Origin of the sequence: Amycolatopsis sp. cg5 (assembly GCF_041346955.1) — a bacterium.
Lineage (GTDB): Bacteria > Actinomycetota > Actinomycetes > Mycobacteriales > Pseudonocardiaceae > Amycolatopsis.
This window is the reverse complement of sequence record NZ_CP166849.1, coordinates 8,982,508-9,009,433: the sequence shown is the minus strand read 5'-3', so window position 1 is coordinate 9,009,433 and position 26,926 is coordinate 8,982,508. Positions and strand designations below refer to the sequence as shown.

Sequence of the window (26,926 nt, the reverse complement as noted above, 5' to 3'; positions counted from 1 at the left end):
GCGCTGTTGCATTCCCGGCGAGAGGGGACAGCCGTTGTATCCGCCCATCGACCCGTACGACTCCGGGCTGCTCGACGTCGGCGACGGGAATCAGGTCTTTTGGCAGCTGTACGGCAACCCCGGAGGCAAGCCCGCCGTCGTCGTGCACGGCGGCCCCGGCACCGGCTGCTCCCCGGGAATGCCGCGGCACTTCGACCCCGAGCGCTACCGGGTGCTGCTCTTCGACCAGCGCGGATCCGGCGGCAGCACCCCGCACGCGAGTGAGTACACGGTCGACCTGAGCGTGAACACCACCGAGCACCTCCTCGCCGACATGGAGCGCCTGCGCGAGCATTTCGGCATCGACCGCTGGCTGGTGTTCGGCGGTTCCTGGGGCTCGACGCTCGGCCTCGCGTACGCCGAGCGGCACCCGGATCGCGTCACCGAGATGGTCATCTGCGGCGTCACGACCTCTCGGCGCTCCGAGCTCGACTGGCTCTACCGCGGCGCCGGCGCCCTCTTCCCCGAAGAATGGGAACGCTTCCGCGACACCGCGGGCACCGACGACGTGCTGGGCGGCTACGTCCGCCTGATGGCCGACCCCGGCCCCGCGGTACGCGCCAAGGCCACGGATGCCTGGTGCGCCTGGGAAGACACCGTCCTGTCGCTCGAGCCGAACGGCGTCCCCAAGCCTTTCGGCAGCATGCCGCCGAAGCAACGCGAAGCCGTCGTCCGCATTTGCTCGCACTACTTCGCGAACGACTGCTGGCTCGAAGACGGCGTCCTGCTGCGAGAAGCCGGCCGTCTCAAAGGCATCCCGGCCGTCCTGATCCACGGCAGGCTCGACATCAGCGGCCCGCTGCAAACGGCATGGGAACTCGCCAAACTCTGGCCGGACGCGGAATTGGCCGTCATCGAGGATTCCGGCCACACAGGCAGCGACGAAATGCGCGCCAGAATGCGCCGCGCGCTCGACGATTTCGTGCTGGGCTGATCGGGTGAGGTTCGGCGGACGCGCCGTCTCGGCGCGTTCGCCACCGTATCGTCACTCGAAGTGAGGGGTGAGGGACACAACGGTGTGCCCGAGCCGTGGCGGGTTTCCGTCCGTGGCCCGGATGGCGAGTCCGTTGGCATGGGTCTGCTCCTTGGCGACGGTGAAGTGCTCACTTGCGCGCACGTCGTCACGGCGGCTCTCGGCTGCCCTGATGGCGTGAAAACCCCGCCCGCACAAGGAATCCCGATCACCTTCCTCGCGCTGGCCGGTTCGCCGACGGTGACCGCGCGAGTGATCCCCGAGTGCTGGGCGCCCGCCGGCGCGGACGGCCGTGCCGACATCGCGTTGCTCAAGCTCGACGCCCCCGAGATACCGGGCGCCAGGCTGCACCGGCTGCCGCCGCGCGCGGGGCACCGGGTCGTACGCGCGCATGGCGTGCCCGCGAAACATCCCGACGGTGTCTGGGCGTACGCGCGACTCGCCGGGCCGGTCGGGCCCGCCGGTGAATGGGTGCAGCTCGACGCGCTCGCGGGCGGGCAGCTCGTGCGGCGCGGTTTCAGTGGCGCGGCGGTGCTCGACGAGCGCAGCGAGGCCGTCGTCGGCATCGTCGTCATGGCACATCGCGACGAGCGCGAACGCCTGGCCTGCATGATCCCCGTGACCACGCTGGAGTACCACCTGCCCGGCCTCAAGCGGTGGATCGGCAAGGACCTGCCGGCGGCCGCGCGGGTGTGCGTGTTCGGCACCGACGATCTCGGACCGGGCGCGTCCGAGGTCTGGATCGACGTCAGGGGCCTCTCGGTCGGTGAGGTCCATGAGCGGATCGAAGGCCGGATCAGCCGGGATCCGCGTCCGGTGGCGGTGACGCTGGCCGGTCTCGACGAGGCGGAGCGCCCGGAGGAACTGCTCCAGTCGATGAAAGGCCTGATGCAGGGCGACAATCAGGTCGCCGTCGAGTTCCTCAGCGACGACTCGCCCGGCCTGCGGATGGCACAGGAATGGCTGCGCGAGGAGAACACCGCTCGGCTGGCCAAGCTGACCGGCCGGATCGAAGAGCTGCAAACCGCCGAGGCCGCGTTGCGGGCCCGGTGGCTGGAAGCGTCGCACGTGGTGAGCCCGCTGCCGGAAGCTCCTTGCGCGGCACCGAGTCTGCTGCTGAGGGCACGGGCACTCGATGGCCGGGGCCTCGACACCGGCGATGCCCGAGGCAAACTCGGCGCGATCGAGCGCAAGACCGGGCGGGCGGCAGGCCGGGTCGGGCCGGTGCGCACCGAGATCGACGCGATGCTCGCGCGATATCGCGAAACCAAAGGCCTGCTGCGCGCGTACAACGCCCGCGCCACTGACTTCGGGCTGTGCGAGGACCTCGAACTGTCCGTGCTGCATCGCCCCGCCGCCGAAGCGATCAGTCACCGGCCCTGCGCCGTGCCACAGGCGGAAATCCTGGTGGCGGCCTACGTCGAAGCCGTCCGGCGCCGGATCGACGACCTGCCGGAGGGAGCCGGATGACCGCGGAGCCGACCGGCACGACGAGAGGCGCTGAGCCCGCGCAGCTGCCGTCGGTGACCGTCGCCGATCCGGGTGGCAGGCTGCTGTCCGACCCCGACTACCCCGAGAAACACCGCCACTGCGGCAATCCGGCGTGCCGCAGGCCGGTCGGCCGTGGCTACGCGGGCCAGCCGGGGCTCATGGAAGGCTTCTGCGGGGTCTGCGAGTTCCCGTTCTCGTTCGTGCCGAAACTGTGCGCGGGCGACCGGGTGGCCGACCGGTACGACGTCGTCGGCTGGCTCGCTCGCGGCGGGCTCGGCTGGGTCTACCTGGCCAAGGACAGTCATCTCGACGATCGGTACGTGGCGCTGAAGGGCGTGATCAACCCCAACGACCCCCGGCTGCCGAGGCTGGCCAGGGTCGAGCGCGACGCGCTCATCCGGCTCGATCACCCGAACATCGTGCGCATCGGGAACTTCGTCACCGACGCGCGCGGCGCCGAATACATCGTGATGGACTATGTCGGCGGACTGACCTTGGCCGAGATCATCGAGCATCCGGCGGAGCTACGGGCGGAACATGTTTGCTCCTATGGGAAACAGATACTCGCCGCACTCGATCACCTGCACGCCAACGGCCTGCTCTACTGCGACCTGAAGCCGGACAACGTGATGCACTCCGGCACCCAGGTCAAGGTCATCGACCTCGGCGCCACCCGCGAGATCGGCGACCGCGACAGCGATCCGATCGGCACACCCGGTTTCCAGGTCGGCCCCGACGAGATCGACAAGCGCGGCCTGACCGTGCGCTCCGACATCCACACCGTCGGCAGGACGTTGATCGCGCTCTTGGGCGCGGTCGAGCACGAGCAGGATTCGCTGACCCGGCTGCTCGCCCGCGCGGTGACCGCGTACGAGCAGCGGTTCCCGGACGCCGCCGCGATGGCCGAGCAGCTCGGCGGTGTGGAACGGGAGATCCGCTCGCTGCTGGACGGCATACCGCGGCCGTCGCCGTCGGTGTGGTTCGAGGACACCGCCGAGCTGATGGACGCCGGGCTCGGTGCCGTGCCAGGGCTCGACAAGTGGACTTCGGCCGCACGACCGGGTCTCGACCCCGGGCTGCCGGCACCGGCTCAGGGCGCGGCGAGACTGCCCATTCCCCGATTCGATCCCGCCGACCCGGCCGCGACCTTCCTCGGCACCGTCACCGCGGGCGACCCGAAACGACTACTGTCCAAATTGGACACCTTCCCGGCGCCGTCGGTGGAGATCGAACTGCGCCGGGTGCGCGCGTGGGTCGAGCTGCCGGACAGCGCGGACGCGGCGGCCGAGGCGCTGGGCCGGGCCGAAGCGCTGCTGGGCTTGGCGGTGTACCACGACTGGCGGATCCAATGGCACCACGGGCTCTTGGCCTTGCTCAGGGGCAGGCCGTCGGACGCGTGGCGGGCGTTCGACAGGGTCTACTCGATATTGCCGGGCGAGAGCGCGCCCAAGCTCGCGCTGGGCTTTTGCGACGAGCACCTGCCGCGGTTCGCGAAGGAGGCCGAGTGGTACTACCGAGCGGTCTGGCGCCGTGATCCGGCGCAGGCGAGCGCGGCGTTCGGGCTGGCCAGGCTCGCGCTACGGGACGGGGAGTACCGCGCGGCGATCGACATACTCGACAAGGTGCCCGCGGTGTCGCGGCACCACGACGCGGCGCACATCGCGGGTGTCCGCATCCTCGCCGCCAGGGAGGACGACCTGGCGGTGGCCGAGGCGGTGGCACGCCTGCCGGTGCTCTATCTCGACGGTGGTGACGAGACCGGGGAGTTCCGCGACCGGCTGACCACGATCGTGCGCGAGGCGGTACTCCGCCGGGTCCGAGCGAACGGTCACGTGCCCGGCTTCGACGAGCCGGGGATCAGGCGTCAGCTGGAGAAGTCCTTCCGCAAGCTCGCAGGCCGCGCCCGTGATCTGCGTGAGCACGGCATCCTGGTCGACCTGGCGAACGAGAACCGGCCGAGGAGTCTCCAGTGACGGAACCACTCGGGTTCAGCCTGAAACTGAGCCAGAACAAGTATCTGTCCCTTTCGGACACGACGATGGACGCGGTGCTCGCCGTGACGTCGACCGGCGGGTCGGCCGCCGAAGCCGCCGAGGTGCTGCTCGTCGACTGCTCCAGTTCGATGGACTGGCCGCCTGGCAAGATCGAGGCGGCCAGGGAAGCGGCCATGGCGGTGATCGACACACTGCGTGACGACGTGCTGTTCGCGATCGTCCAGGGCACCGAGGCCGCGACCATGGTCTATCCGGACACACCCGGCTTGCTGCCGGTGAATCCGGAGACCAGGGCGGCGGCCAAGAAGGCGGCAAGCGGGCTGATCGCCAGCGGTGGCACCGCGATGAGCACCTGGCTGCGGCTCGCCGGGAAGCTGATGGAGCCGTATCCGGGCCGGGTGCGGCATGCGATCCTGCTCACCGACGGCCGCAACCAGAGTGAGCGCCGGACGTTGCTGGAAGCGACACTGAAGGAGTGCGATTTCGCTTGTGACGCAAGGGGAATCGGCGACGACTGGGATCCGTACGAGCTGAGCCTGATCACGCGTGCGCTGCGTGGGCGGGCGGACGCGGTGGTCGAGGAAGGTGCTCTTGCCGAGGACTTCCGGCAGCTCACCGGGATGGTCATGGGCAAGGTGCTGCCCGAGCTGCGGCTGCGGATCACCACCGCGCCGGGCACCCGGCTGAAGTTCCTCAAGCAGAAATGGCCGCTACAGGAGGATTTCACCGACCTCGTCGTCGAGACCGGGCCGAACATCGTCGAGCTGGCGACCGGACCGTGGGGTGCCGAGACCCGCGAGTACCACCTCTGCCTGGAAATCGGGCCCGGCGAGCGCGTGCTGGGCCAAGAGGTCGATTTCGGCGAGGTCGGGCTCGTGGACATCGGACATCCGACGCGGGTACTCGGCCACTTCACCGCCGACCGGGCGTTGTCCGGGAGACGATCGGACGACGAGGTGCGGGTCCGTGAATACGACGAGATGACCGCGGCCGCGCTGAACGGCCTTGCGGCGCTCGAGCTGGGCGACCAGGACAAGGCGATCGCGTACTGGGGCGTCGCGATCCGGCTGGCGACCAAGCACGGCAACGCGGACCTGCTGTCGCGGTTGCGGCCGATCGTCGGGCCTGACGACACCGGCCGGATGCGGATCAAGCAGGATATCCGGCAGCGTGACATCTACTCGCTCATCCAGGGTGCGTCCGTGACCGGGTCCGGCCACCGGCCTCGGCTTCCGGAGGCAGGCGGGCCGGATCTGGTCTGCGCCGAGTGCGCGTGGATCTCGCCGCCAGGCTCGAAGATCTGCGTCAAATGCGGGCATCGGGAGTTCCGATGACCCAGCCCGTCTCGACGACCCGGCGCACGCTCATCCTGCTCGGCGCCGGGCTGCTGGTGCTGGCGGTGATCACGTTCGCCGGTTCGCTCGCCGCGTTCCTCGGCACGAAGTCGGCGGTCGCCGAGGTCAGGTCGAAGAGCGCGCCCGCGGTGCTGGAGGTGCTCGCCGCCCGCTCGGCGCTGGTACAGGCCGACACCGCGGCGATGACCAGTTTCCAGACCGGCGGGGCGGAGCTGATCGGGCCTGGCGAGCTGTATCAAAGTCAGCTCGCGCTGGCCGGGCAGAGCCTCGCCCAGGTGGCCGAGCACAACGTCGCGGGCGCGCAGGGCAGCCGGACTCTGCAGCTGGTGGAAGGCCTGGTGAGCGTGTACAGCGGGTCGATCGCGCGCGCCGCGGTCGCGTTCCGGAGTTCGTTGGGCGCCACCGACCTGTGGGAGGGCTCGCGGCTGATGCATTCCCCGGGCTCCGGGATACTCGCCCAGCTCGACACGCTCGTCGCGGTGCAGCGAGCGGCGCTCGCCCAGCAGGATTCGACCGGCTGGCTGGACGGCCTGTCGCCGCTCTGGTGGCTCGTCCCGGCCGCGATGCTGTTCGTGCTCATCCTGTGCACGCAGTGGTACCTGGCTCGCCGGTTCCGGCGGCGGATCAATTTCTCCCTGCTGGCAGCGACTTTGCTGCTGGTACTCGCCTGCGTGGGCATGTCGCAGACGTTCGGCGCGCAACGGCAGGTCGACGCCGCCGTCGCCGAACTCGACACGGTGACCACGCAGTGGCAGACGCAGACCGCCCGCATCGCGGCCAGCGGCCGGGTCTCACTCGGCGCGATCTTCCGCGAACGCTGCGGTCTCAAGTGCGGCCCGACGGTGCGCGCCGCCGCGCTGCCCACTTCGGCGGGCCCGGCACCGACCGCGGCCGAACGCGGACCCGCTGGCACGAAACTGGTCAACGACCACCTGGCGGCCGCCGAGCTCGACGAGCCACTCGGCTACCTCGGCCTCGCCTGCCTGCCCGCCATGGCCTTGCTGATCATCATCGGTCTCGGGCGCAGGCTCGACGAGTACTGGTACCGGCCGGCATGAGACGACTCGGCTTTCTGTTGCTCACGGTACTGCTGCTGACCGGCGCCTGCACCGCGGTCGCGAAGCCGGCCCTCTCCGTGCTCGCTTCGTGGACCGGTGACGAGGAGAAAGCGTTCAAGGCCGTGCTGCGCGGGTTCACCGAGGAGACCGGGATCGAGGTGACCTACACCGGAACCAGGGCGCTGAGCCAGGTGTTGCGTTCGGACGTCCAAAAAGGACAGCCGCCGGACGTGGCCGTGCTGCCCAGTCCCGGCGAGCTCGCGACCTACGTGCGCACCGGTGACGTCCAGCCGATCGACGGCGTGCTCGGCCCGCATCCGGAGGAGTCCTACAGCGAGCAGTGGCTCCAGCTGCAGCGCGCGGGCACCGGCAATCTCTACGTGGTTCCGGTCAAAACGGATCTGAAGAGCATCATCTGGCACGAACCGGCTGTCTCCCGCGCACCGGAGAGCTGGGACGAGCTGCGGCGGCTCGCCGACGAGATCCAGGCGACCGGCCACGCGCCGTGGTGCGTCGGGATGGGCGCGCCACCCGCGTCCGGCTGGCCGGGCACGGACTGGATCGAAGACATCCTCCTGCACCAAGCGGGACCGGAGGTGTACGGCCGCTGGGCCTCGGGCACGCTGGAGTGGACTTCGCCGGCGGTCAGGCAGGCGTGGACCACCTGGGGCGCGCTCGTCACCAAGCCCGGCGCGATCGACGGCGGCCCGGCCGCGGCGCTGCTCACGGACTTCGACGACGCCCGCCGTCCGATGTTCGCCGACCGGCCCGAGTGCTCGCTGGAGCACCTGGCTTCCTTCGCGCTGGTGGGCTACCGGAGCATCACCAAGGCCGGGAAGCCGCTCGTCCCCGGACAGGACTTCGACTACTTCGCGTTCCCCGGCGCGGACGCGTCGGAGGTGTCCGCCGACCTCGCGGCGATGTTCCGGTCCAGCGACGGGGCCAGGCGCCTGCTGTCTTACCTGGCAAGCGAAAAGGCCCAGCGGATCTGGCCGTCGTTCGGCAATGCCTTCTCCGCCAACAAGAAGGTCGACGTCTACGCGGACCCGGTCAGCAAGCGGATCGCGAAGACGCTGACCTCGGCGTCCACGCTGTGCTTCGACGCGTCCGACCTGATGCCCGCGCAGATGAGCAGCGCGTTCTTCCGCGCGGTGCTCACGTATCTCGCCGACCCCGAGCAGCTCGACCCCGTGCTGCGTGACCTGGAGCTGATCAGGAAGGGCACCGAGTCGAACCGGCTCGAGGTCCCCTGCGGAAGGAGAACGACCGGATGACCAGACTCGCGGACTTCCCACTCGACGACGGCGGAATCGTCCAGATCGAGATCGACGAACCACTGGACGGCATGGACCGGGCAGGCCGGGTCGGCACGGTCGTCCGCGAGGCGGGCGAGTCCTTCGAACGCGCGCTCGCCGGCGTCCGCGACGCCGCGTCGGCCGCGCTCGGGCAGTTCCGGTCGATGGCGGAACGCCCGGACGAGGTGGAGATCAAGTTCGGCGTGAAGATGGACGCCCAGGCGGGCGCGGTGATCGCGAAAACCGGGTTGCAGGGCCAATTCGAGGTCAAGCTCAAGTGGATCAGGACCGAAAGCGAGGACCCTTCCCCCGAAGAGGAGACGCCTGCTCGCTGAGGTACTTGTCGAGCTGGGCGGCACCCGCGAGCATCGCCCGCCCCCGCGCGGTGAGCCGCTCTCGCCAATCCGCGAGAGTGGCTTCCAGCGGCGCGACCCCACCCGCTTCCCGCACCTGCTCGAGCACGGGCGCGATCTGGCCCAGCCGGTAACCGCCGCGCCGCAACTGATGCACCAGCTGGGCGTCGCGCACATCGGCGGCGTCGTAGTGCCGGTACCCCTGCCGATCCCGCCGCGGCCGCACCAGCCCGGCCACTTCCCACTTGCGCAGCGTCGCCGGCCGGACACCGAGCCTGCGCGCGAGCGGCCCGATGAACGTCGGACCGCCTCGTGGCTCGTCGGGCACGAGGTCCCGCAGCGCTTTGTCCACTGCGGACAGTGTGCGCCTGTCTTGCTGAAGCTGCACATGACTTTCGTCGATCAACCCGAACGCGGTCTCGACGTCGTGGTGCGCGGCACGCATGATCGCCGTGGCGGTCGCGTGCCCATGGCCGGGAATCAGCGCGAGGAACGCGCGAAGGGCTTGAGCGTGCCGCTCGCCGTAAATCCGATAGCCGCTTTCGGTGCGGTCGGCCGGTGGGAGGATGCCCGCGTCCTCGTAGTTCCGGATGGCCTGAGTGGACAGTCGATGCTCGCGGGCTAGGTCGACCGGACGCAGGCGGCCACCGGTCACTTTCCCCTCCTTGGGGTCGTGAGCGTTGCGGGCGGTTAGAACCGCCCGCAACGCTCACGACTCTCGACTGAGTCGCGACGGCCACCATATGCGACGGCCGATGTCCATGCTCAGCGCGGGCACCAGCAGCGAACGCACGATCAGCGTGTCCAGCAGCACGCCGAACGCGACGATGAACGCGAGCTGCGCGAGGAAGAGAATGGGCAGCACCGCCAGCGCCGAGAACGTCGCCGCGAGCACCACCCCGGCCGACGTGATGACACCGCCGGTCACGGTCAGCCCGCGCAGCACACCTTCGCGCGTGCCCAGCGTCTTCGCCTCCTCGCGTACCCGTGTCATGAGGAAGATGTTGTAGTCGATCCCCAGCGCCACAAGGAAAACGAAGCCGAACAACGGCACGACCGGATCGGCGCCGGGGAAGTCGAACAGCCCGTTGAACACCAGCGCGGACACACCCATGGTGGCCGCGAACGACAACACCACGGTGCCGATCAGCAGCAGCGGCACCAGTAGCGCGCGCAACAGCAACGCCAGCACCAAGAAGATCACCAGCAGCACGATCGGGATGATCAGCAGCCGGTCACGCTCGGAGGTGTCCCTGGTGTCGAGCAGCGTCGCGGTCGGCCCGCCGACCTCGGCGCCCGCTCCGTGCACGGCGTCGCGCAGCCGTTGCACGGTGGCGAGCGCGGCGGCGGAGTCGGCCGGATCCGTGAGCACCGCGTCGAGCCTGACCAGTCCGCCGGACTCGCCAGCCTGGCGGACCTCGGCGACGCCGTCGACCTTGGCCGAGGCGGTGACCGCCTGCGCCCGCGCGGCGTCGACCAGCACGATCGCCGGTGATCCGCTGCCGCCGGGGAAGTGGCGGGAGAGGACTTCCTGCCCGGCGACGGAGTCGACGTCGGTGAGGAAGATGTCGGACTGTGCCGTGCCGGAGGCCTTGAGCTGCGGCACGAACGCGACGCCGATCAGCAGCACCAGCGTGGTCAGCACCCAAGTCGCCCTCGGCCGGTTCGCGACCAGCCTGGCGACCCGCGCCCACAGCCCGCTCGCGGCGGGGTGCGGCGACCCGAATTTCGGGCGCAGCGGCCAGAACGACGAGCGGCCCAGCAACACCAGCACCGCGGGCAGGAAGGTCACCGAGGTCAGGAACGCGGCGCCGATCCCGATCGCCGCCACCGGTCCGAGGCCCTTGTTGGAGTTGAGATCGCTGAACAGCAGACACAACACCCCGAGAATCACCGTGCCCGCGGACGCGGCGATCGGCTCGATGGTCGCGCGCCAAGCCGCGCGCATGGCCTGATGGCGATCCTCGGTGTCGCGGAGTTCCTCACGGAACCGGGAGACGAGCAGCAACGCGTAGTCGGTCGCCGCGCCGAAGACGAGAATGAAGAGGATGCCCTGGCTCTGGCCGTTGAGATCGATCACGCCCGAGTCGGCCAGCAAGTAGACGGCGAGGCTCGCGAGTCCGAGCGCGAACACGCTGGACAACAGCACCAGGAGTGGCAACAGCGGACTTCGGTAGACCAGGATCAGGATCAACGTCACGACCGCGCCCGCGACCAGCAACAGCAGCCCGTCGATCCCGCCGAACGCCTCTTTCAGGTCCGCGATCTGCGCGGCGGGCCCGGTGACCAGCACAGTCAGCCCGGCAGGCGGCGAAGCCAGCCGTTCCCGGATCTCCTCGACGGCCTTGCTCGGATCCGTCACGGCGACGACGCGTTGCGCGGCCTGGCCGTCCCGCGGTGACGGGATGACTGGCGACGCGCCCGCCAGGTCCCTGCTGCCGAGCCAATCCCGATCGCCTTGGGTGAGCCCGGAGGTCCGTTCGACGACCACAACAGCGGGCAGGCCCTTGGTGCCGCCGAACGTCCGCAACCGCTCGGCCACCTGCGTGGCCTCGGCGGACGCCGGCAGGAACGCGGTGCTGTCGTTGACCGCGACCTGGCTCAGTTTCCCGGCGAACGGCCCGGAAAACCCGCCGAGTGCGAGCCAGCCGACGGCCACGATGGCCGGCAACACCCAGCGGATGCGCGAGCGGGTCGTCTCCACGGGAGAATGACCTCCACAGGCATATGTTTCGATGGTCGAATGGTTCGACGGTCGAAACTCTAACCGGGAGGGCGCATGGTCGACAACTCGACCCTGGTCAGGCTGCTCCGGCAGCTGACGGTCGAAACCGACCGTTTCGCCGAGATCTTCGGCGAGAAGCAGCAGATGCACCGCACGGACCTCAACGCGCTCGCCCTGATCATGGACGCACGCTGGACCGGCGAGCCGCTCTCGCCGGGCAGGCTCGCCGAGGCGATGCACATGAGCGCGTCCGCGACCACGTCCGTGCTCGACCGCCTCGAAGCATCCGGCCACGTGCGCCGCGCCCGCAGCGCCCACGACCGCCGCAAGGTCGAACTGCACGTCCACGACAAGGCACTCGAGCTCGGCCGCGCGTTCTTCAGCCCACTCGACGGAGCGTTCACCGCGGCATGGGAGCAGTTCAGCCCCGCGGACAAGGCGGTCATCAGCCGTTTCCTAGAGGCCAGCATCACCGCGACCGTGTCCGTGCGCGCCGGCCTCACGGACCCGTGAGCGCGTAGTGACAAGGGCGGCCCTTGTCACGTCAGACGTGACAAGGGCCGCCCTTGTTAACGGGTGGAAAGTCAAACATGGCGTTGTCGACGCTTCGGCGATGTGGCGTTTGGGCCATCAGACGGCTCAAACCCCGCACAACCCACCAGTACACACCGACTGATGACGTGAACGCCTCGTTCGCAACGCACAACGTTGCGAACGAGGCGTTCACGTCATCCGAAGCGACCCAGCCAGCCCAAGAATATGGTCAAAGAATCCTAAAGTGGACAAAAGGTCAGGCTGCGGAGTCCTCCGGCGACCCAGTTGCGCGGCGGAAGTCGGCTACCGCCGCGCCACCTTTGCCCTCAATAACCACCACGCGATCAGAAGTACTCGTCTCCCCGGTCCCAGTCCATCGAGGGCCTGGGGACATTCGGGTTCAAAGCTTCCGAGATCCAGACGAACCGCTGGCTGCCGGCGGGGTCGGTGACACTGACCGTGAACCCGGCACGCATGCAAGCGTCGGTGCTGTGCACCTGGCTGCTGACCAGGCACTTGTAGATCTTGCGCGTCAGCGTCTTCCCGTCCCGCTGCACCTCGAGGGTCAGCCAGGTCGTAACGCCCATGCCGCACCCATAGCCCTGAACTCTGACGTTCACGACCGACGCCGTCTTTTGGTAAGCCGTCGAGACAACCGCACACCCCGTGCCACCGCCACCAGGATGTTCACCAGCCTGCGCGGGCGCCGCCATCGCGACACCGGCCATCAGCAATCCGGCAGTCGCGCCGATGATTCGTTTCGCCTTCATGATCTTCCTTAGGTCGACAGGCACGCTCACGGCGTCATCCCCGACCGCCGGTGGCGTTTATCGGCCCAGCATGAGCAAGCCCCCGCCCAGATCCCGCCCAGATATGGCCCAAGTGGACAGTCACGCGGCCTCGCACTCGACCGAGCGCGCTCCGCGGACACGGTCCGCCGAAGAGTGAGTGGGTCGTGTGGGACTCGAACCCACAACCTACGGATTAAAAGTTTCCTGGTCAGCGGTGTCGGCGAGTGTTGCATAGGGTTGCCTAACGCCGATTGTGCAGCTAGAAACGAGAGGCGTTCGTTTTCGAGTACCGTCGAGTGCCGCGCAGTGTCGGGCAATGATTTGGCACAGGAGCACAGGGTGAGCAGTGTGGGGCGTGACCTTCTGGTCGGTCGTGGTGCACCGGTCTGGGCTCGACGTGACGCACGAGATTGGCGTTGCCACTCAGGGCGAGCTAGCCGGTGGCAAAGCTGCTCAGCCTCGCGGTTCGACAACGACTGGTTCGCTCTCCAGGACGTGCCGGCCCAGGACGGTATGGGGCCTGCTGCATCACCCGTACGCGCTATCCGCCGACGAGGCGCTCAGCGACGAGGCCGGTTGACCACTAGTGCCTGGGTCAAAGTATGATTCAATCTAAGTAAGATTCGATTATGCTTAGATGAGGTCGGGGGCTATGGTCGGTTTCCGAGGGCGCACGAATGATCTCGCGCTGCTGGACAGGCAGTTGGGCCTGGTCAGGGATGCAGCTGCGACCACTCACGGCCAGGCCGTGATCGTCACCGGCCGTCGGCGGGTTGGCAAGTCCAGGCTTGTCCAGGAGTTCTGCGACCGCTCCGGTTTGCCGTACCTGATCTTCCAGGCGTCCCGTGGTCGCAATCCGGCCGCCGAGCGCGCCGACTTTACCGCCGCGCTCGCCCAGTCCGCCTTGCCCGGCGCGGATCTGGTCGCCGGGGCTGTTGGAACCGACTGGAACCAAGCCCTGCGCGCACTGGCGATCGCGGTACCCGAGCACGCACCCAGCATCATCGTGCTGGACGAGGTGCCGTGGCTGGTTGAGCAGGACCAGGAGTTCGAAGGTGCCCTTCAAACCGTTTGGGATCGATACCTGTCGGCCAAGCCTGTGCTGCTGTTGCTGGTCGGCAGCGACCTGTCGATGATGGAGTCCCTCCAGGAGTACGGCCGCCCGTTTCATGGTCGTGCTGCCCGCATGCTTGTGCGCCCCCTTGATCCAGCCGACGTGCAACAGATGACCGCGCTCGACCCAGCCGAGGCGATTGACGCGTTCCTGATCACCGGCGGCTTTCCGGAGATCGTCCAACGCTGGAACCCGGATACCAGCCGCATCGCGTTTCTGCGTGACCAGCTTGCCGACCCGCTTTCCCCACTGCTGATGGCAGGAGAACTGTCCTTACTCGGCGAGGTTCCCGAGCCGTCACACAGCCGCTCGGCCCTGGAGGCGATCGGTACCGGCGAACGCACCTTCGGCACGATCGCCAACCGGATAGGCGTCGGCAACCCGATCCCTTCGGGCACGCTCGCTCCCATTCTGAATACCCTGACGGCCAAGCGCATCGTCGCCGCCGACACTCCACTGGCCATCCGCCCGGACACCAAGAACAAGCGCTACCGGATCGAGGATCCGTACTTGCGGTTCTGGCTCGCGTTCCTGCAGCGCGGTGTTGCCGAGGTCGAACGTGGCCGTGGTGACTTGGTCGCCACGCGGATCGAGCGGTCCTGGCCATCCTGGCGCGGCCGTGCTGTCGAGCCTGTCATCCGTGCGAGCCTCGAACGGCTCTTGCCCGACGATCGGCTGCCCGGTGCGGACGTCGTCGGTGGCTGGTGGAACCGCCAGAACAATCCGGAGATTGACCTGGTCGGTGCCGACCGTGAGCGACCAGCGGCGACTCGCATCGCCTTCACCGGCTCCATCAAGTGGCTGGAGACCGAGCCTCTCGGACAACGCGACTTGGAAAGTCTGCTTGCCGGATCCATGTCGATACCTGGACGGGACTACACCACCCCGCTGATCGCAGTCTCCCGCAACGGTGTCGAGAAAGGGCTGCCACTGGCCGCGTCCTTCGGCCCCGAAGAGATCATCTCGGCATGGCGGCGCTGAGAACACGATCCGAGTTCCGTGCTCAACGAGGCCCCGGCAGGGAACGTGGGCCGACGCGGCGCCACGCAAGGTTGGCAACGGGCCAAGAGCGGTGCACGCGCGATCCGCCGCTTGCTGGCGCGGCGGGTAACTGTCCGCCGACGGTCTCCGTTATCGTGGGCGTGAAGACGACCCTTCTCGCTGGAGGACCTCCGAAATGCTTGTCCTGCATGGGTTCTGGTCCCCTGGCAACGGTTTGAGTTTGTGGGCTGAGGATTCCGAAAGCACGGTCACGAGCCCGAGTCAGGCTTTCCGGTCAGCCCGGCCGCATCCCTTCGCAGCGCCCGCGAGCACCGTGGCCACGATCCACCCTGGGAAAGCGGATGAGGCGACGCTGCTGCTGCCGTCGCTCCGTAAAGCTCCACTCGACTCGCCCGAACTGATCAGGATCATCCCGCGACCGCGTGCCCGGCTGGAAGCCACACTGCTGCAGTGGACGGTTCCGGTCGTCACGCTCGATGCCGTTGCCGCGTTGGCGGCACTGGACGACCATTACGAAGAGGCCCGCGCGGGTGCTTCGCTGCGTTACCTGGCCGAGGTCGCCGCTTTCGCCGGCGAGCTCGTCGCCCGCGGGCGGGTGCTGCCCATGGTCACTCGTGACCAATCAGGGCCTACTGCTCGCTGGCGACCGGTGCTGCAGGGGCACGACGTCGTGGCTCTGCACAAGCTGGTCACCGCGATGCCTCCGGTGTGTCGCGCCGCGGCCGCCGATGTCAGCCCGCATGAATTGGTCACCGCCGCCCTGCACGCGTTCACCGACGCGGTCGTGCGCGAGACGCTGCCCGTCAAGCTGGATCTCACGCCTGCCCGACGAGGTCGCCGTCCCAGGCAACTCCCCGTGGTCGAGGCGTGGTTGGGCGCGCTGACGACACCGGACGGCCGGTTCGACGCGGACATCGCGGAACTCGACGCGCTCACCCGAACGCTGCAGCTGTGGGAAGACGTCGGCGCCGGCCAGACGGGCCCGGCACGAGCCATGTTCCGGCTCACCGAGATCGTTGGGGACGGCGACTCCGCGTGGCGGCTGGAGTTTCTGCTGCAGTCCATGGACGATCCGAGCCTTCTCGTACCTGCCGAACAGACCTGGATTGATGACGGCACTCTCCAGCGGTGGCTGGCGCGCCCGCAGGAACTGCTGCTCACCGAGCTCGGTCGAGCCAGCCGGATCTACCCCGAACTGGCGCCCGGCTTGCGCCAGGCACGCCCATCCGACCTCGAACTGGACGCCGACGGCGCATACCACTTCCTGTCCGTCGCGGCCCCCGCCCTCGACGAAGCCGGGTTCGGCGTGCTGCTGCCGTCGTGGTGGGACCAGCGCAGCAAGCTCGGTCTCACCCTGTCAGCACACACCCCGGTCGATGGCGTGGTGTCCAAGAAGAGCAAGTTCGGCCGGAATCAGCTCGTGAACTTCCGCTGGCAGCTCTCCGTCGGCGACGACACACTCACCGAGGACGAGATCGCCGCGCTCGCGCAAACCAAGGCTCCGCTCATCAGGCTGCGTGGCCAGTGGGTGGCGGTCGACCCGGACCAGCTCAAGCGCGGCCTCGCGTTCCTGAAACGCAAGCCGACCGGGAGAAAGACCGCCGCCGAGATCCTCGCCATGGCCGCCAGCCATCCCGACGATCTGGACACCCCGCTGCCGCTGACCGGTGTCCGGGCCGACGGGTGGCTCGGTGCACTCCTCGACGGCACCGCGTCCCAGTCGCTGCAAGCCGTGCCACCCCCGGAAGGTTTCACCGCCGAACTGCGGCCCTACCAGCAGCGGGGGCTTTCCTGGTTGGCGTTCCTGTCCTCGCTCGGCTTGGGTGCCTGCCTCGCCGACGACATGGGACTGGGCAAGACCGTTCAGCTGCTCGCATTGGAAGCCGTGCTCCGGGCCAAGGATCCGGACGAGGGCCCCACGCTATTGCTGTGCCCGATGTCGCTGGTCGGCAACTGGCAGCGGGAGGCGGCGAAGTTCGCACCCGGACTTCGGGTATACGCCCACCACGGACGTGAACGTCTGCGCGGCGACGAACTGAGCGAGCAGCTCGCCGACACCGATCTGATCGTCACCACCTACGCCACGGCTACCCGTGACATCGACGAACTCGCCGACTACGAGTGGCAGCGAGTGGTGCTCGACGAGGCCCAGGCGATCAAGAACAGCCTGTCCCACTCCGCCAAGGCCGCTCGGCGACTGAACTCCGGTCACCGGATCGCGCTGACCGGGACCCCGGTGGAGAACCGGCTGGCCGAGTTGTGGTCCATTATGGACTTTCTCAACCCCGGCATGCTCGGCTCGTCGGAACTTTTCCGCACCCGGTACGCGATCCCGGTGGAACGGCACGGCCAGACTGAGCCCGCCGAACGACTGCGGACCATCACCAGGCCGTACGTTCTCCGCAGGCTCAAAACCGATCCCACGATTATCGACGACCTTCCCGACAAGATCGAGATCAAGCAATACTGCCAGCTCACCACCGAGCAGGCGTCGCTGTACCAGTCGGTCGTGGACGACATGATGGAGAAGATCGAGAACACCGAGGGAATCGAGCGCAGGGGCAATGTGCTCGCCGCGATGGCCAAGCTCAAACAGGTCTGCAACCACCCGGCTCAGCTGCTGCATGATCGGTCCGCGATCGGAAAACGCTCCGGGAAGGTGATCCGGCTCGAAGAGATCCTCGACGAAATCGTCGCCGAGGGCGACAAGGTGCTGTGCTTCACCCAGTTCACCGAATTCGCTGAAATGCTGCTACCGCACCTTGCCGCACGATTCGGCACGGATGTCGCCTACCTCCACGGTGGCACGCCCAAGAAACGCCGGGATGAACTGGTCACCCGATTCCAGTCCGCCGACGGCCCGCCGATCTTCCTGCTGTCGCTGAAGGCAGGCGGTACCGGCCTGAATCTCACCGCGGCCAATCACGTGATCCACCTCGACCGCTGGTGGAACCCCGCAGTGGAAAACCAGGCCACCGACCGTGCGTTCCGAATCGGCCAGAAACGCAACGTGCAGGTACGCAAGTTCATCTGCACCGGAACCCTCGAAGAAAAGATCGACGAAATGATCGAGGAGAAGAAGGCACTGGCCGACCTGGTCATCAACGACGGCGAAGGCTGGCTCACCGAGCTGTCCACCCGCGACCTGCGCAGCCTGTTCGCCTTGTCGGAAGGAGCCGTCGGTGAGTAGCGGCTGGTTTCCGTCGCCTCCCCGCCCACGAGCGGTCGAAGGCGGTCTCAAGGCTCGCAGCACACGAGGTGCGATCGGCGAGACATGGTGGTCCGAACGGTTTGTCGAAGTGCTGGAAGACATCGGCATGGGCAATCGGCTGCAGCGAGGACGCAACTACGCCCGCAAAGGCCAGGTGATCTCGCTCGACGTGGACGCAGGCTCCGTCACCGCACTCGTCCAAGGCAGCCGTCCAAAGCCCTACCGGGTGCGCATCGGCATTACCGCGCACGGCAAGCAAGAATGGGCCAAACTGGAACACGCACTGGCGGACAACGCCTGGTACGCGGCGAAACTCCTAGCCGGCGAAATGCCCGACGACATCGAGGACGTGTTCGAGGGCCAAGGACTGTCCTTGTTCCCCGCCGCCGCGGACCAGTTGTCGATGGACTGCTCCTGCCCGGACTGGGAAGTACCCTGCAAGCACCTCGCCGCGGCGTTCTACCTGCTGGCAGAAGCATTCGACGACGATCCCTTCACCATTCTCGCCTGGCGAGGCCGCGAACGCGAGGATCTGCTGGCCAACCTGCAAGCCGCCCGCTCCGACGGCCCACCGGCTGCGGACCGCGCCGAGCAAACCGGCCCGCCGCTCACGGACTGCCTCGACTCGTACTTCGTACTCCAGGCCGAAATCCCCACGACGGGCCCGGCGCTCACCTCCAGCACCTCCCTGCTCGACCAACTACCCCAGATGGACCTCGCCGTCCGCGGGCAACCGCTCATCGAGCTGCTGCGGCCCGCCTACGCCGCACTCGGCAAAGAGCCCCCACACTGAACACTTCGATGATCAGGCCTTGCTGTGTTTAGTGCTGGGCTTTCGGCAGGTAGCAGGGTGTGCTGAAGGAGAGGTCGATCTCGTGGTCGAACCGGGCCAAGTATCCCTCGAGGCGGGCTCCTTCTGGTGATGTCCACTCGAAGCCGGGTGGTTGTGGGTCGTTCTGGCCTGTCCGCTGGTGGCCTGGCGGGCCGGTGAAGCCGTATTGTCCGGCGACATCGCGGACGGCTGTTTCGAGGGCGATCCACTGTGCTTCGGTAATGGCCGTGTAGCTAGTGGTGGAGGCTGCGCCGGTGCCGTGGAAACCACGGCCGTGTGGACTGTCCCAGTCGCAGAGACTGACGCGCTCGTCGAGCAGAGCGTCGCTTGGCCAGCGCAGTCCTGGCACAACGTTCGCCGCGGCGGCGGCGAGTTGCGGTTGCATCTGGCGGTAGCGGGCTTCGATGGTTTCGAAGTCCGGTCGTGCTCGCATCGCGGCGATCCGCTGTTCGCGATCCGCGGTTGTCTTCGCTTCCCGTGCTGCGGTATCCGGTCCGGCGCTGAGGACGGAACAGGAATAGCCGCATCCGGCGAACATCAGCAGCCACGCACCAAGAATCCACGGTCCTGACCTCCGTTGGCGGCGGAGTGCGAGCCAGCCACCGATCCCGCCGGTCGCCACGCCGACGATGGTCGCGAATATCGGCATGTATGCGACCAGGTCTTGTTTGCCGCAGATCGCTGCGAAGTTCGCGCACGGGTTCGGAATGACCGCCACCGCGAGCGTCATGATCATTGTGGCCGCGGCACCGACGCACAGCAAGGCGGTCAATCCGCAGCCCAGCCGCAACGTCCGGCGGCCAGTCCGCGGCAGCTCGCCCGCGCCGTTGTCATGCTGAGTGTCCACCCGAACGACACTAAAGATCATCCACAGTCCGCGCCAAGCGGGAAACTACTCAAAGCCCCTTGCCCAGGACAGGGCCCGGCGCGTGTCGCTTGACCGGCTAACGTGGTGAGGCTGCCGGTGTCCCGTCGGGGGAGGAATGCGGATGGTCCAGGTCGGTGACGAGCAGATCTATCGCATCCGGGATTTCGATACCTCGCAACGTGTTCGTGTCGTCGCCATCGAGATGCAAAAGAAGACCGCGAAGTACGAGGTCGAGTTCCTGGATGGCGAGAGCGCAGGGAAGCGAGAGAAAGTTCCCGGGAAGCGGCTCCGCGGAGCGTGGTCCGGGGTACGTGAGTACGACGAGCTGATGGCGAACTGGGAACGGCTCGCCGCGTTCGAGCTGACTGATCTCGAGGAGTCAGCCGTGGAGACTGTGTTTTCGGAGTTGATCCCGGGCGAGGTCGCGAGCTGGGAGTGGTCGGCCCTGGTGCGTTGGGTCACGACGATCCACGACCCGGTAGCGCTCGAGCCGCTCATCGGGATCCCGGTCAGTGAGCTCCTGGGCCAGGTCGCTTCGTTCGCGACCGGCGACGGCGCAGTGGTGTCCCCGGCGGGCACGCTCATGATCGCCGAGTACGCCTGCCGGGTGAACCCGATGCCGATCTTGGACGGCGTGATCAGGGAAGAACGAGAGTGCCGGGAGAAGACCAAACGCGGTGTGTCCCATACGAGCAGCGGCGGACGGGAGTGGTCAACGAATCCGGACTGGGAATACCGGTCGTACCTCGAGCACTACCGACCCCAGCATGAGTTGCTGCGTGGTTGGTGCGGGCATCGCGCGGTCACCATGCAGGAGCGCCTGGCTGCGGCTGAGGCGGAGGTGCAGCGCCTGGATGTGCTCATCACCCGGCTTATCGACCAGATGAAGGAGCACGATCACGGTCATTTCGCCGAGGTGATGGAGCAGGTGCATGAGGAGGAGCGGATCACGGCGGCCAACTACCGTCCCGTTGTCGACCGTCCGCTGAAGCCGTCGGAGATTCCCGTCCGGTATGAGCGCGCGCCTCGACGCTGGGGATACCGTCACTGGTGACGGTCACTGGCTTCTGAAGGCCTGCAACTCACTCGCGGTCGGGGTGCCTTGGTGAGGGCGCGGATGGACCGCGCGGTCGGGGAACGGGTCTATCGCGTCAGCGACCTTCATGATCCGGTCTGCCCAGGACAGCGCATCCGTGTGCTGCTCCGCAGTCAGCGATGATGCCTGTCGGCGTACCTCCGCCGCATACGCGCGCAGTTGGCCTGCTTCGGACCAGTTTCTCGCTTGACGCCGTGCCTCCTCATCGATCAGATTCTCCCGTTGCGCGATCGCGGCGCGTTGCTGTGCCTCGGCCTGACGTTTCGCACGTTCGGCTCTCGCCAGGTCCTCTTGGCGTTGCCGTTCCGCGGTTGCCGCGCGCTGCACTGCCAGGTGTCCGAGTCGGAGCCGGATTTCCTCGAGAATCTCCACGAGGTCGTCTTCGAGGCGATGGTCGTCGGTGTCTTTCCAGTTGTCGGTCCAGAACCGCTCGCCGCCGGCCACGACGATCACGAGGTGTTCATCCGGGATCTGGTCGAAGTCGGGGAACATGTAGCCCTGGCGTGCTCGTGTGAGTTCGCGTTCTGTGGGTTCGTGGGGACGCCGGAGGGTGGCCTGGGTGAATCGGAGCCAGATCTCATCGCGGTCGAGAGCGAACCGGATCTCGTTGTGATGGTCGCGCCTGCCGCCGTATCCGCGTGTGTGTCGTTCGGTCTGGAGCGACACGGTCATCCCAAGTTCGCGGCCACCTCGGACCAGGGCGTCGAGCAGGCGGAACGCTCGGTCGCGGGGCGTTCCCTGGACGGGGAATTCTTCCAGTTCCATGCTCGCCTGCACGACATCGGTCGGGTCCGGCAGTGTCGTGGACAAGGCTCGGGCCAGTAGCTTGGTCTGCCACTCGGGCGGCGACTCCAGCGTGATCGCCATCCAATGTCTGCCGTCGCGCTGGACGTATTCGAACGACAGCCGCTGGCCCTGCGGGATCCGCCCGAACCGCCTTGCCGACGCCGCGAGCTGGCGTTGCTTGGGCACCTGGTCGGTCGACACCAGGACACGATGATCGACTGCGTCATGGAGCTGGTCCATGAAGTGGTCGACAGGCCCTCGCTTCTGCGCGACCGGCTTCACCGGAGGCGTGGCAGCTGGTCGAGCCGCGACAGCCTTAGGCCGCTGCTGTGTCCGCGGTGTCGGTGTCTTGGGAGTCTGCTGGGTTTTTTCGTTGCCAGACGAGGACCGGCGGTGGTCGTCGCGGGACGAGTATGAGTTGTTCTCGAGGTAGTGGATGCCTTCTTTCGTGATCGAGGCAACCCACGACGGACCATGGCCTTTCACTACGAGCAGGCCGCGGTTGTGCAGCGCGCGAGCGACCAGGCGGTGCGACCAATCCTCGTAGATTCCCGCAGGGCACCCGCCGCGCACCCAGTCGAGGACTTCCCGCTGAGCCGCTGTGAGCGGCGCCTTCCGACTGGTCATCTACGTTCCCCCCTTTGAAGGATTCGCGCACGGTCGTCGCGAGTCACAGTGCTATTGGGCGCCGCCGACCGTGTTCAGCCATGCCTGGAAGGTGACCGTCTTGCGAGGCGGCGAGTCGAGGTGACCGGCAACAGCCTGCCATCGGGCTGTGTCGTCGCCGCACGCCTCGATGATCATGGTGGCCGTTAGGTCGGCCTGCTGCGCGCTGTCCAGGACGCGGTGAGCAGGCAGGGCACGCAGGATGTCAGGGGTGGTGAAGCGCGATCGGAGAAGGGCTTCGCAGGTGGTGTCGCGTTGTTCGGCTCGAGCCCGTAGATGCTTGAGGTGTCCGCGGAGTTCAGCTGCCGGGTCGTCGGACTCGGCGAGCTCACCGTCGGAGGGTACGTGGATGAGCGCGGGACGGCCGGCATCGGCCGCTCGACGACGTTCGTCCAGCTGGGTTCGTGCCGCGGCGCGCAGGTCACCCTCGCCGTGCTGCTCGACAGACAGCAGCGCTGGCTCATCCAAGGCAGCAAGCAGCGCGACCAGGTCGGCGCGCGGTGTCGCGGGGTTGGCCGTCAATGCTGCTACTGTGCGGGCCCGTTCCGCCTCCCACGACGGTCCGTCCTGACGCTGTCGCGACAGATAGTCCGGCTTGGTGGCGTGACGCGTCGCCGCGACCGCGCCAGAGAGCAAGGCCGGGTCGTCGCTCATCTCCGCCAGCGCGGTGAGCTCCGGCCAATGCGTGAAGCGGCCATCCGGCGCCCAGCCGTCTTCGAGGGCTTCCTGCACGACTCGGCGCAGCTGCGTGTCAGCTATGTCGCGCAGGCGTGGCCAGCGGCGCACCCGGTCTGCGGCGTGGGACAGCCGTACCCCTGCGAACAAGTCATCGCCGTCGCGCAGGTCGTCACAGGTCACCTTGGGCAGACACGCGGTCAGAACGTCGTCGGTCAGCTGTTCGGCATGGTCGAGAAGGATCCGCCGAATATGTGGGGCATCGTTGCCATCGCGAGCGAGTTGCTTCCACAGTTCCGGCGCCGGCTCGAGAAGCTGCCACGCCGTCCCCGCGCGCCTGCGTGCCTCCTGGGCACGCTGCTCCCTCGCCTGCTGCCGCTCCCACTCCGACATCTCGGTCAGCCGAGGCCGCGCAGTCGTCTCGGTCAGCGCAGCATGGATCAGTGCGACCCGGATCGCCGAAGGCAGCGAACCGAAGGTCCGGGTCCACTTCACCGCGAGAAGATCGACGTCATCGACGCCCACCCGGGAAGCCAGCTCGGTGGCGCGATCGCGCCAGCCCTGTTCTTCGCAGTACAGAACCAGTCCCGCGAACGCACCATGGGCCTGCGCGGCAACCTCAAGCAGCGCGGGACTCGCGGGCCATCGATTTAGAACGTCCAGGGCCAGGTAGCGCGGAGCGCGGCGGATGATCTCGCCCCGCAGCTCATCGTCGAGATCACTCCGCTCCGCCACATCCACGATGTGACTGGGTGCCAGCGTCGCAACCGTGCCGATCACACCCTGCACCTGAGGACGCGACAGCTCCGGCGCACGGACCAAAGCGGCGAGAACCGGAGATTCCATGCCGACAGCGTGACACGACATCCACCGCGCCATCGTCTGTGACACTCAGCGGTGGCACACCATCGACGTCGCGACTTACGGCTGGCGCATGTGTCCCGGTGTTGTCGTACGCCGTGGATACCTAATTCTCCCAGGGCGGTGTTACTTCGCCGGGCACCGCAGGGCGTGGTGGTGCAGGGTATGCCGATGACCCGGCAGCAACCCCGGCCACCGTTCGATCTGTCCAAATATCGACACCTCGGCGACCCACTGGCCGCACACGAACTGACCTGCGCCGACCACCGACGCCAGGCCGACCACGTGGCTCTAGCCGAGCATGCCCGTACGACGGTGGCCACATTCCCGCCACTAACAAACGACCAGATTAACCGGCTGGCGGCCACTTTGCACCGGATCGAGCGACAGCCGCGCAGCAACCTGATGCGCTGGCGACTGCGACTCTACTGCGGCCACACGATCGAACGCACCGCCCACCGCGAGCACACCACAATCTACGACGCGTTCGCCGGCGAATGCGTCTGCCCGACCTGCGGGCTCCACCCCTCGATCATCATCGCGGCCACGCCACTCGGCCTCGCCGCACCCGAACAGCCACCCACAACCGATACCGACGCACTCGAACGGGAACTCGCCCGCCTGGAGAAACGAATATCCGCACTCGACCGGGAACGCCAACGACTCACCGACCGCGCAACCGCGCTACGACAGCAGGTGGAGACGATCCGGCCCTGCACAGAGCAGGAACACGAGTTCTCGGTTCGCTCCGCCGCGACAGTCCTGCACCGACGCGACTGCCGCCACTTCACCAGCTACCGAACGACCTCACCAGGCCGCGAGCTACTCCGGCTCAACACATCCCAAGCCGATGAGTGGTTACGAGCGAACCCAGACCGACGTCCGTGCCAGACATGTCAGCCCGCACCATGCGGCTGACATCGGCGTGTCTGGTCACCTCCGTGCTGTGCACGAGCAGTCGAAACGGTTGCCCTAGCACACGTTCGTCAACGGTCATAGTCGCCAGCGTCGTAACGTCAAAGGCGCCCGCCAGCTGACCGGCCGAACGGCCTGGCATTCTCGCCCCTTGGAAGAACCCCGGTGTACAAGATCACGGTCTGCGGCTGCGGCGGATCCAGAAAATCAGCGGTGGTCCGAACCATCGGTAAACGGCGAGCGGACACGAGCGACAGAGTATGGAGTCGGAACACGTCTTCCTCATCGTCGGTTGGTCGGGACAAGGTCCGTAACACTTTGACGGTCAGCACGATGAGGTACTGCGACGGACAAGGCGATGAGCGGAACGGCACGGTATGGGTGACGATACGAACCTGGCGAAATTCCTCGAACAGGCGGCCAAACAGGCACACAGTTCCCCAATTTCACTGACGGTCAGAGAGCTCCTTTCGTACTGGGGTGCCAAACGCCGCGGGATATGGGTGGTTGAGCGCATACGACGTGATCTCGAAGACCATGAGCTGACGATCGACCCCGACTTCACTAGCGCCTGGATCGACTCGACGATCACTCTCATCCCCCAGACCGGACATACTCGCTCCCCTGATCTCGACGCCGAGACCGAGATCGTCGAAGAGACAGATCGCGCTCTGCCTGACGTAGAGATGCGGGTCGGCCAAGCTCGCTCGGCGAACGCCGGCGTCGTTAGTGTGTCCCGCGACGACAGCCTAGAGAAGGCTCGGACACTCATGATGCGTCACGACTTCTCCCAACTGCCGGTCATGTCCGGCAGGCGAGAACTGCTCGGAGCCGTGACATGGGAATCCATCGTTGACGCATTGCTCCGTAGTTCGGAGGCGACGGTGCGAGACGCGATGCGCTCCGCCGAAGTCGTGCCCGTAGACGACAACCTGCTCGGCCGAGTGCAGCTGATCATGGAGAAGGGCTTCGTCTTCGTGCGGGCCAAGGACAGAACCATTCAGGGAATCGTCACGACGACAGATCTGAGTCAACAGTTCGCCGATCTGGCAACCCCCTACTTCATCCTCGGAGAGATCGAGCAGCGCCTGCGTCGGAAGATCGATGACAAATTCGATGGCGTGGAGCTCGCGTCCATCAAGGATGAAAACGACCCTGACCGCGAGGTAAAGTCCGCAGCCGATTTGACCTTGGGAGAATGTGCGCGGCTTCTTGAAGTACCCGCAAATTGGGAAAAAATTGGGTGGGCAGTCACCCGCACGATCTTCATCGAACTCCTACACAAGGTGCGTGACGTGCGTAACGAGGTCATGCATTTCAGCCCCGATCCCTTGGACCCCACGCAGCTCACCGACCTGAAGGACCTCGTCCGCTGGCTCCGGAAGCTAGAACCGGTCGTATGACAGGCCGCTGGTTTCTCATCTGGTCTTGTGAGGCACGCCGGAAAGACATGGCGTAGCCCATTGCGCGCCTGGGCGGAAGTGAGGCTCGTACAGCCTCCGCACGAACGGGCGCATGTCGTGAGCTGCTGGTTTCCGGCATGGTGGAGGCGGATCGCCGCCGGCGAGGGCGCTGGGACGCTGACACTGGAGTGGCTGAGGGGCGGACCTGTTTGGTCTCGGTAGTGCATCTGACGTAACGCCTGAGTACGGGTTGTCGACCACTGTGGGTAATAAGCCTTGGGTGTGATCGAGCGGGTGTGTGTGGCCCGTTCACGAGCGGCGTGTAACCCAAGGGCGCGGATCTGCTGGGGGTGGCGTCGGATGGTGGAGGTCTCGGAGTCTGAGCGGCGGCAAGCGCTGGCGGAGGAGTTCAGTCGGCTGGAAGAGTCCGCGATGTATAGCGCTCAGAACCAGTTTGAGCAGGCGAAGCAGTGGCGCGGAATCAATCTGATGCTCGGGTTGCCGGCGAGCGTGTTGGCGGCCGTGTCGGGCGCGACCGCGTTGGCCTCTACGGCGGGGCGTCTGTGGGCGGGCCTGCTCGCGCTGGCAGCCGCGGCGTTCGGTGCCGTCTTGACGACGGTCAACGCGAGCCATCGCACGAACCAGGCCTCGTCGGCTGCGAATGCCTATCTGGAGATCCAGACCGCTGCCCGCCAGGCCCGGCTTCTTGACCTGCCTGTCACCGACCTTGATGAGATGCGTGCTGCTCTCGCGGAGATCACGGCTCGGCGGGATGAGCAGAACAAGACGGCGGAGCCGCCGAACCGGTGGGCGTGGCGTCGGGCGCAGAAGAACATCGATGCCGGAGGTCAAGCCTACGGGGTGGACTCCAGCGAGAAGGGAGCATGAC

Annotated in this window: 21 protein-coding genes; 15 read left to right on the top strand and 6 right to left on the bottom strand. The window is 67.0% G+C overall.

Translation table 11 applies throughout. The features are described 5' to 3' along the window. Window positions 1-34 precede the first annotated feature (34 nt). From pip to AB5J62_RS40900, 7 genes are all read left to right on the top strand, one after another. The gene (pip, locus tag AB5J62_RS40930) at window positions 35-973 is read left to right on the top strand and encodes a prolyl aminopeptidase (RefSeq protein WP_370945415.1); all 939 of its coding nucleotides are present in this window, start codon (window positions 35-37) and stop codon (window positions 971-973) included. A 138-nt stretch (window positions 974-1,111) separates the two neighbouring features. After that, entirely contained in the window at window positions 1,112-2,482 is a 1,371-nt protein-coding gene (locus AB5J62_RS40925; RefSeq protein WP_370945413.1) for a serine protease, read from the top strand. Next, a complete protein-coding gene (locus AB5J62_RS40920) occupies window positions 2,479-4,476 on the top strand; it encodes a tetratricopeptide repeat protein (RefSeq protein ID WP_370945412.1) in 1,998 nt (665 codons plus the stop codon). Before AB5J62_RS40925 ends, AB5J62_RS40920 begins: the two co-directional genes overlap by 4 nt. Then, entirely contained in the window at window positions 4,473-5,831 is a 1,359-nt protein-coding gene (locus AB5J62_RS40915; RefSeq protein WP_370945411.1) for a VWA domain-containing protein, read from the top strand. Before AB5J62_RS40920 ends, AB5J62_RS40915 begins: the two co-directional genes overlap by 4 nt. Continuing rightward, a complete protein-coding gene (locus tag AB5J62_RS40910) occupies window positions 5,828-6,910 on the top strand; it encodes a hypothetical protein (RefSeq protein ID WP_370945409.1) in 1,083 nt (360 codons plus the stop codon). The genes AB5J62_RS40915 and AB5J62_RS40910 overlap by 4 nt, the downstream gene beginning before the upstream one ends. Continuing rightward, window positions 6,907-8,184, top strand: a complete 1,278-nt coding sequence (locus AB5J62_RS40905; protein WP_370945407.1) for an ABC transporter substrate-binding protein — start codon at window positions 6,907-6,909, stop codon at window positions 8,182-8,184. Before AB5J62_RS40910 ends, AB5J62_RS40905 begins: the two co-directional genes overlap by 4 nt. After that, window positions 8,181-8,540, top strand: coding sequence for a CU044_2847 family protein (locus tag AB5J62_RS40900; protein ID WP_370945406.1), 360 nt, complete (start codon window positions 8,181-8,183; stop codon window positions 8,538-8,540). The genes AB5J62_RS40905 and AB5J62_RS40900 overlap by 4 nt, the downstream gene beginning before the upstream one ends. Here AB5J62_RS40900 and AB5J62_RS40895 read toward each other — a convergent pair. Both AB5J62_RS40895 and AB5J62_RS40890 read right to left on the bottom strand, forming a co-directional pair. Further along, on the bottom strand, window positions 8,488-9,213 hold the full coding sequence (locus AB5J62_RS40895; RefSeq protein WP_370945405.1) for a TioE family transcriptional regulator: 726 nt from the start codon (window positions 9,211-9,213) through the stop codon (window positions 8,488-8,490). The genes AB5J62_RS40900 and AB5J62_RS40895 overlap by 53 nt on opposite strands. A gap of 54 nt (window positions 9,214-9,267) precedes the next feature. After that, window positions 9,268-11,262, bottom strand: coding sequence for an MMPL family transporter (locus AB5J62_RS40890; protein WP_370945403.1), 1,995 nt, complete (start codon window positions 11,260-11,262; stop codon window positions 9,268-9,270). A 75-nt stretch (window positions 11,263-11,337) separates the two neighbouring features. Between AB5J62_RS40890 and AB5J62_RS40885 the strand changes: the two genes are divergently transcribed. Continuing rightward, a complete protein-coding gene (locus AB5J62_RS40885) occupies window positions 11,338-11,796 on the top strand; it encodes a MarR family winged helix-turn-helix transcriptional regulator (protein WP_370945402.1) in 459 nt (152 codons plus the stop codon). Between the two features lie 365 nt (window positions 11,797-12,161). On the opposite strand, the gene AB5J62_RS40880 is transcribed toward AB5J62_RS40885, so the two are convergent. Continuing rightward, window positions 12,162-12,587: a hypothetical protein gene (locus tag AB5J62_RS40880; protein WP_370945401.1), complete on the bottom strand. Its 426-nt coding sequence runs from the start codon at window positions 12,585-12,587 to the stop codon at window positions 12,162-12,164. Window positions 12,588-13,260: 673 nt separating this feature from the next. Between AB5J62_RS40880 and AB5J62_RS40875 the strand changes: the two genes are divergently transcribed. From AB5J62_RS40875 to AB5J62_RS40865, 3 genes are all read left to right on the top strand, one after another. Further along, window positions 13,261-14,703, top strand: coding sequence for an ATP-binding protein (locus tag AB5J62_RS40875; RefSeq protein ID WP_370945400.1), 1,443 nt, complete (start codon window positions 13,261-13,263; stop codon window positions 14,701-14,703). Between the two features lie 334 nt (window positions 14,704-15,037). Then, a complete protein-coding gene (locus tag AB5J62_RS40870) occupies window positions 15,038-17,914 on the top strand; it encodes a DEAD/DEAH box helicase (protein ID WP_370945399.1) in 2,877 nt (958 codons plus the stop codon). 109 nt (window positions 17,915-18,023) lie between these two features. Continuing rightward, window positions 18,024-18,728 carry an SWIM zinc finger family protein gene (locus AB5J62_RS40865; RefSeq protein ID WP_370945397.1) on the top strand — a complete coding sequence of 235 codons (705 nt, stop codon included), beginning with the start codon at window positions 18,024-18,026 and terminating at the stop codon, window positions 18,726-18,728. Between the two features lie 28 nt (window positions 18,729-18,756). On the opposite strand, the gene AB5J62_RS40860 is transcribed toward AB5J62_RS40865, so the two are convergent. Further along, complete coding sequence (locus AB5J62_RS40860; protein WP_370945396.1) at window positions 18,757-19,614, bottom strand: LppA family lipoprotein; 858 nt, start codon at window positions 19,612-19,614, stop codon at window positions 18,757-18,759. A gap of 142 nt (window positions 19,615-19,756) precedes the next feature. Here AB5J62_RS40860 and AB5J62_RS40855 point away from each other — a divergent pair, with 142 nt between their 5' ends. Next, window positions 19,757-20,689, top strand: coding sequence for a hypothetical protein (locus AB5J62_RS40855; protein ID WP_370945394.1), 933 nt, complete (start codon window positions 19,757-19,759; stop codon window positions 20,687-20,689). A 3-nt stretch (window positions 20,690-20,692) separates the two neighbouring features. Here the strand turns inward: AB5J62_RS40855 and AB5J62_RS40850 are convergent, their stop codons facing one another. Next, on the bottom strand, window positions 20,693-22,144 hold the full coding sequence (locus tag AB5J62_RS40850; RefSeq protein WP_370945392.1) for a hypothetical protein: 1,452 nt from the start codon (window positions 22,142-22,144) through the stop codon (window positions 20,693-20,695). Between the two features lie 51 nt (window positions 22,145-22,195). Next, on the bottom strand, window positions 22,196-23,704 hold the full coding sequence (locus AB5J62_RS40845) for a hypothetical protein (protein ID WP_370945391.1): 1,509 nt from the start codon (window positions 23,702-23,704) through the stop codon (window positions 22,196-22,198). 186 nt (window positions 23,705-23,890) lie between these two features. Between AB5J62_RS40845 and AB5J62_RS40840 the strand changes: the two genes are divergently transcribed. The 3 genes from AB5J62_RS40840 to AB5J62_RS40830 all read left to right on the top strand — a co-directional run bounded on the left by AB5J62_RS40840 (window position 23,891) and on the right by AB5J62_RS40830 (window position 26,925). Next, a complete protein-coding gene (locus AB5J62_RS40840; RefSeq protein ID WP_370945389.1) occupies window positions 23,891-24,637 on the top strand; it encodes a hypothetical protein in 747 nt (248 codons plus the stop codon). 374 nt (window positions 24,638-25,011) lie between these two features. Further along, window positions 25,012-26,037, top strand: coding sequence for a CBS domain-containing protein (locus tag AB5J62_RS40835; RefSeq protein ID WP_370945388.1), 1,026 nt, complete (start codon window positions 25,012-25,014; stop codon window positions 26,035-26,037). Between the two features lie 360 nt (window positions 26,038-26,397). Next, the gene (locus tag AB5J62_RS40830) at window positions 26,398-26,925 is read left to right on the top strand and encodes an SLATT domain-containing protein (RefSeq protein WP_370945386.1); all 528 of its coding nucleotides are present in this window, start codon (window positions 26,398-26,400) and stop codon (window positions 26,923-26,925) included. Window position 26,926 lies beyond the last annotated feature (1 nt).

Coding starts and splice junctions, on each gene's coding strand:
- AB5J62_RS40855 (WP_370945394.1), top strand. CDS start 19,757: ATGGTCCAGGTCGGTGACGAGCAGATCTATCGCATCCGGGATTTCGAT.
- AB5J62_RS40875 (WP_370945400.1), top strand. CDS start 13,261: ATGGTCGGTTTCCGAGGGCGCACGAATGATCTCGCGCTGCTGGACAGG.
- AB5J62_RS40925 (WP_370945413.1), top strand. CDS start 1,112: ATGGGTCTGCTCCTTGGCGACGGTGAAGTGCTCACTTGCGCGCACGTC.
- AB5J62_RS40885 (WP_370945402.1), top strand. CDS start 11,338: ATGGTCGACAACTCGACCCTGGTCAGGCTGCTCCGGCAGCTGACGGTC.
- AB5J62_RS40920 (WP_370945412.1), top strand. CDS start 2,479: ATGACCGCGGAGCCGACCGGCACGACGAGAGGCGCTGAGCCCGCGCAG.
- AB5J62_RS40900 (WP_370945406.1), top strand. CDS start 8,181: ATGACCAGACTCGCGGACTTCCCACTCGACGACGGCGGAATCGTCCAG.
- AB5J62_RS40905 (WP_370945407.1), top strand. CDS start 6,907: ATGAGACGACTCGGCTTTCTGTTGCTCACGGTACTGCTGCTGACCGGC.
- AB5J62_RS40840 (WP_370945389.1), top strand. CDS start 23,891: ATGACCCGGCAGCAACCCCGGCCACCGTTCGATCTGTCCAAATATCGA.
- AB5J62_RS40830 (WP_370945386.1), top strand. CDS start 26,398: ATGGTGGAGGTCTCGGAGTCTGAGCGGCGGCAAGCGCTGGCGGAGGAG.
- AB5J62_RS40835 (WP_370945388.1), top strand. CDS start 25,012: ATGGGTGACGATACGAACCTGGCGAAATTCCTCGAACAGGCGGCCAAA.
- AB5J62_RS40845 (WP_370945391.1), bottom strand. CDS start 23,704: ATGGAATCTCCGGTTCTCGCCGCTTTGGTCCGTGCGCCGGAGCTGTCG.
- AB5J62_RS40880 (WP_370945401.1), bottom strand. CDS start 12,587: ATGAAGGCGAAACGAATCATCGGCGCGACTGCCGGATTGCTGATGGCC.
- AB5J62_RS40910 (WP_370945409.1), top strand. CDS start 5,828: ATGACCCAGCCCGTCTCGACGACCCGGCGCACGCTCATCCTGCTCGGC.
- AB5J62_RS40850 (WP_370945392.1), bottom strand. CDS start 22,144: ATGACCAGTCGGAAGGCGCCGCTCACAGCGGCTCAGCGGGAAGTCCTC.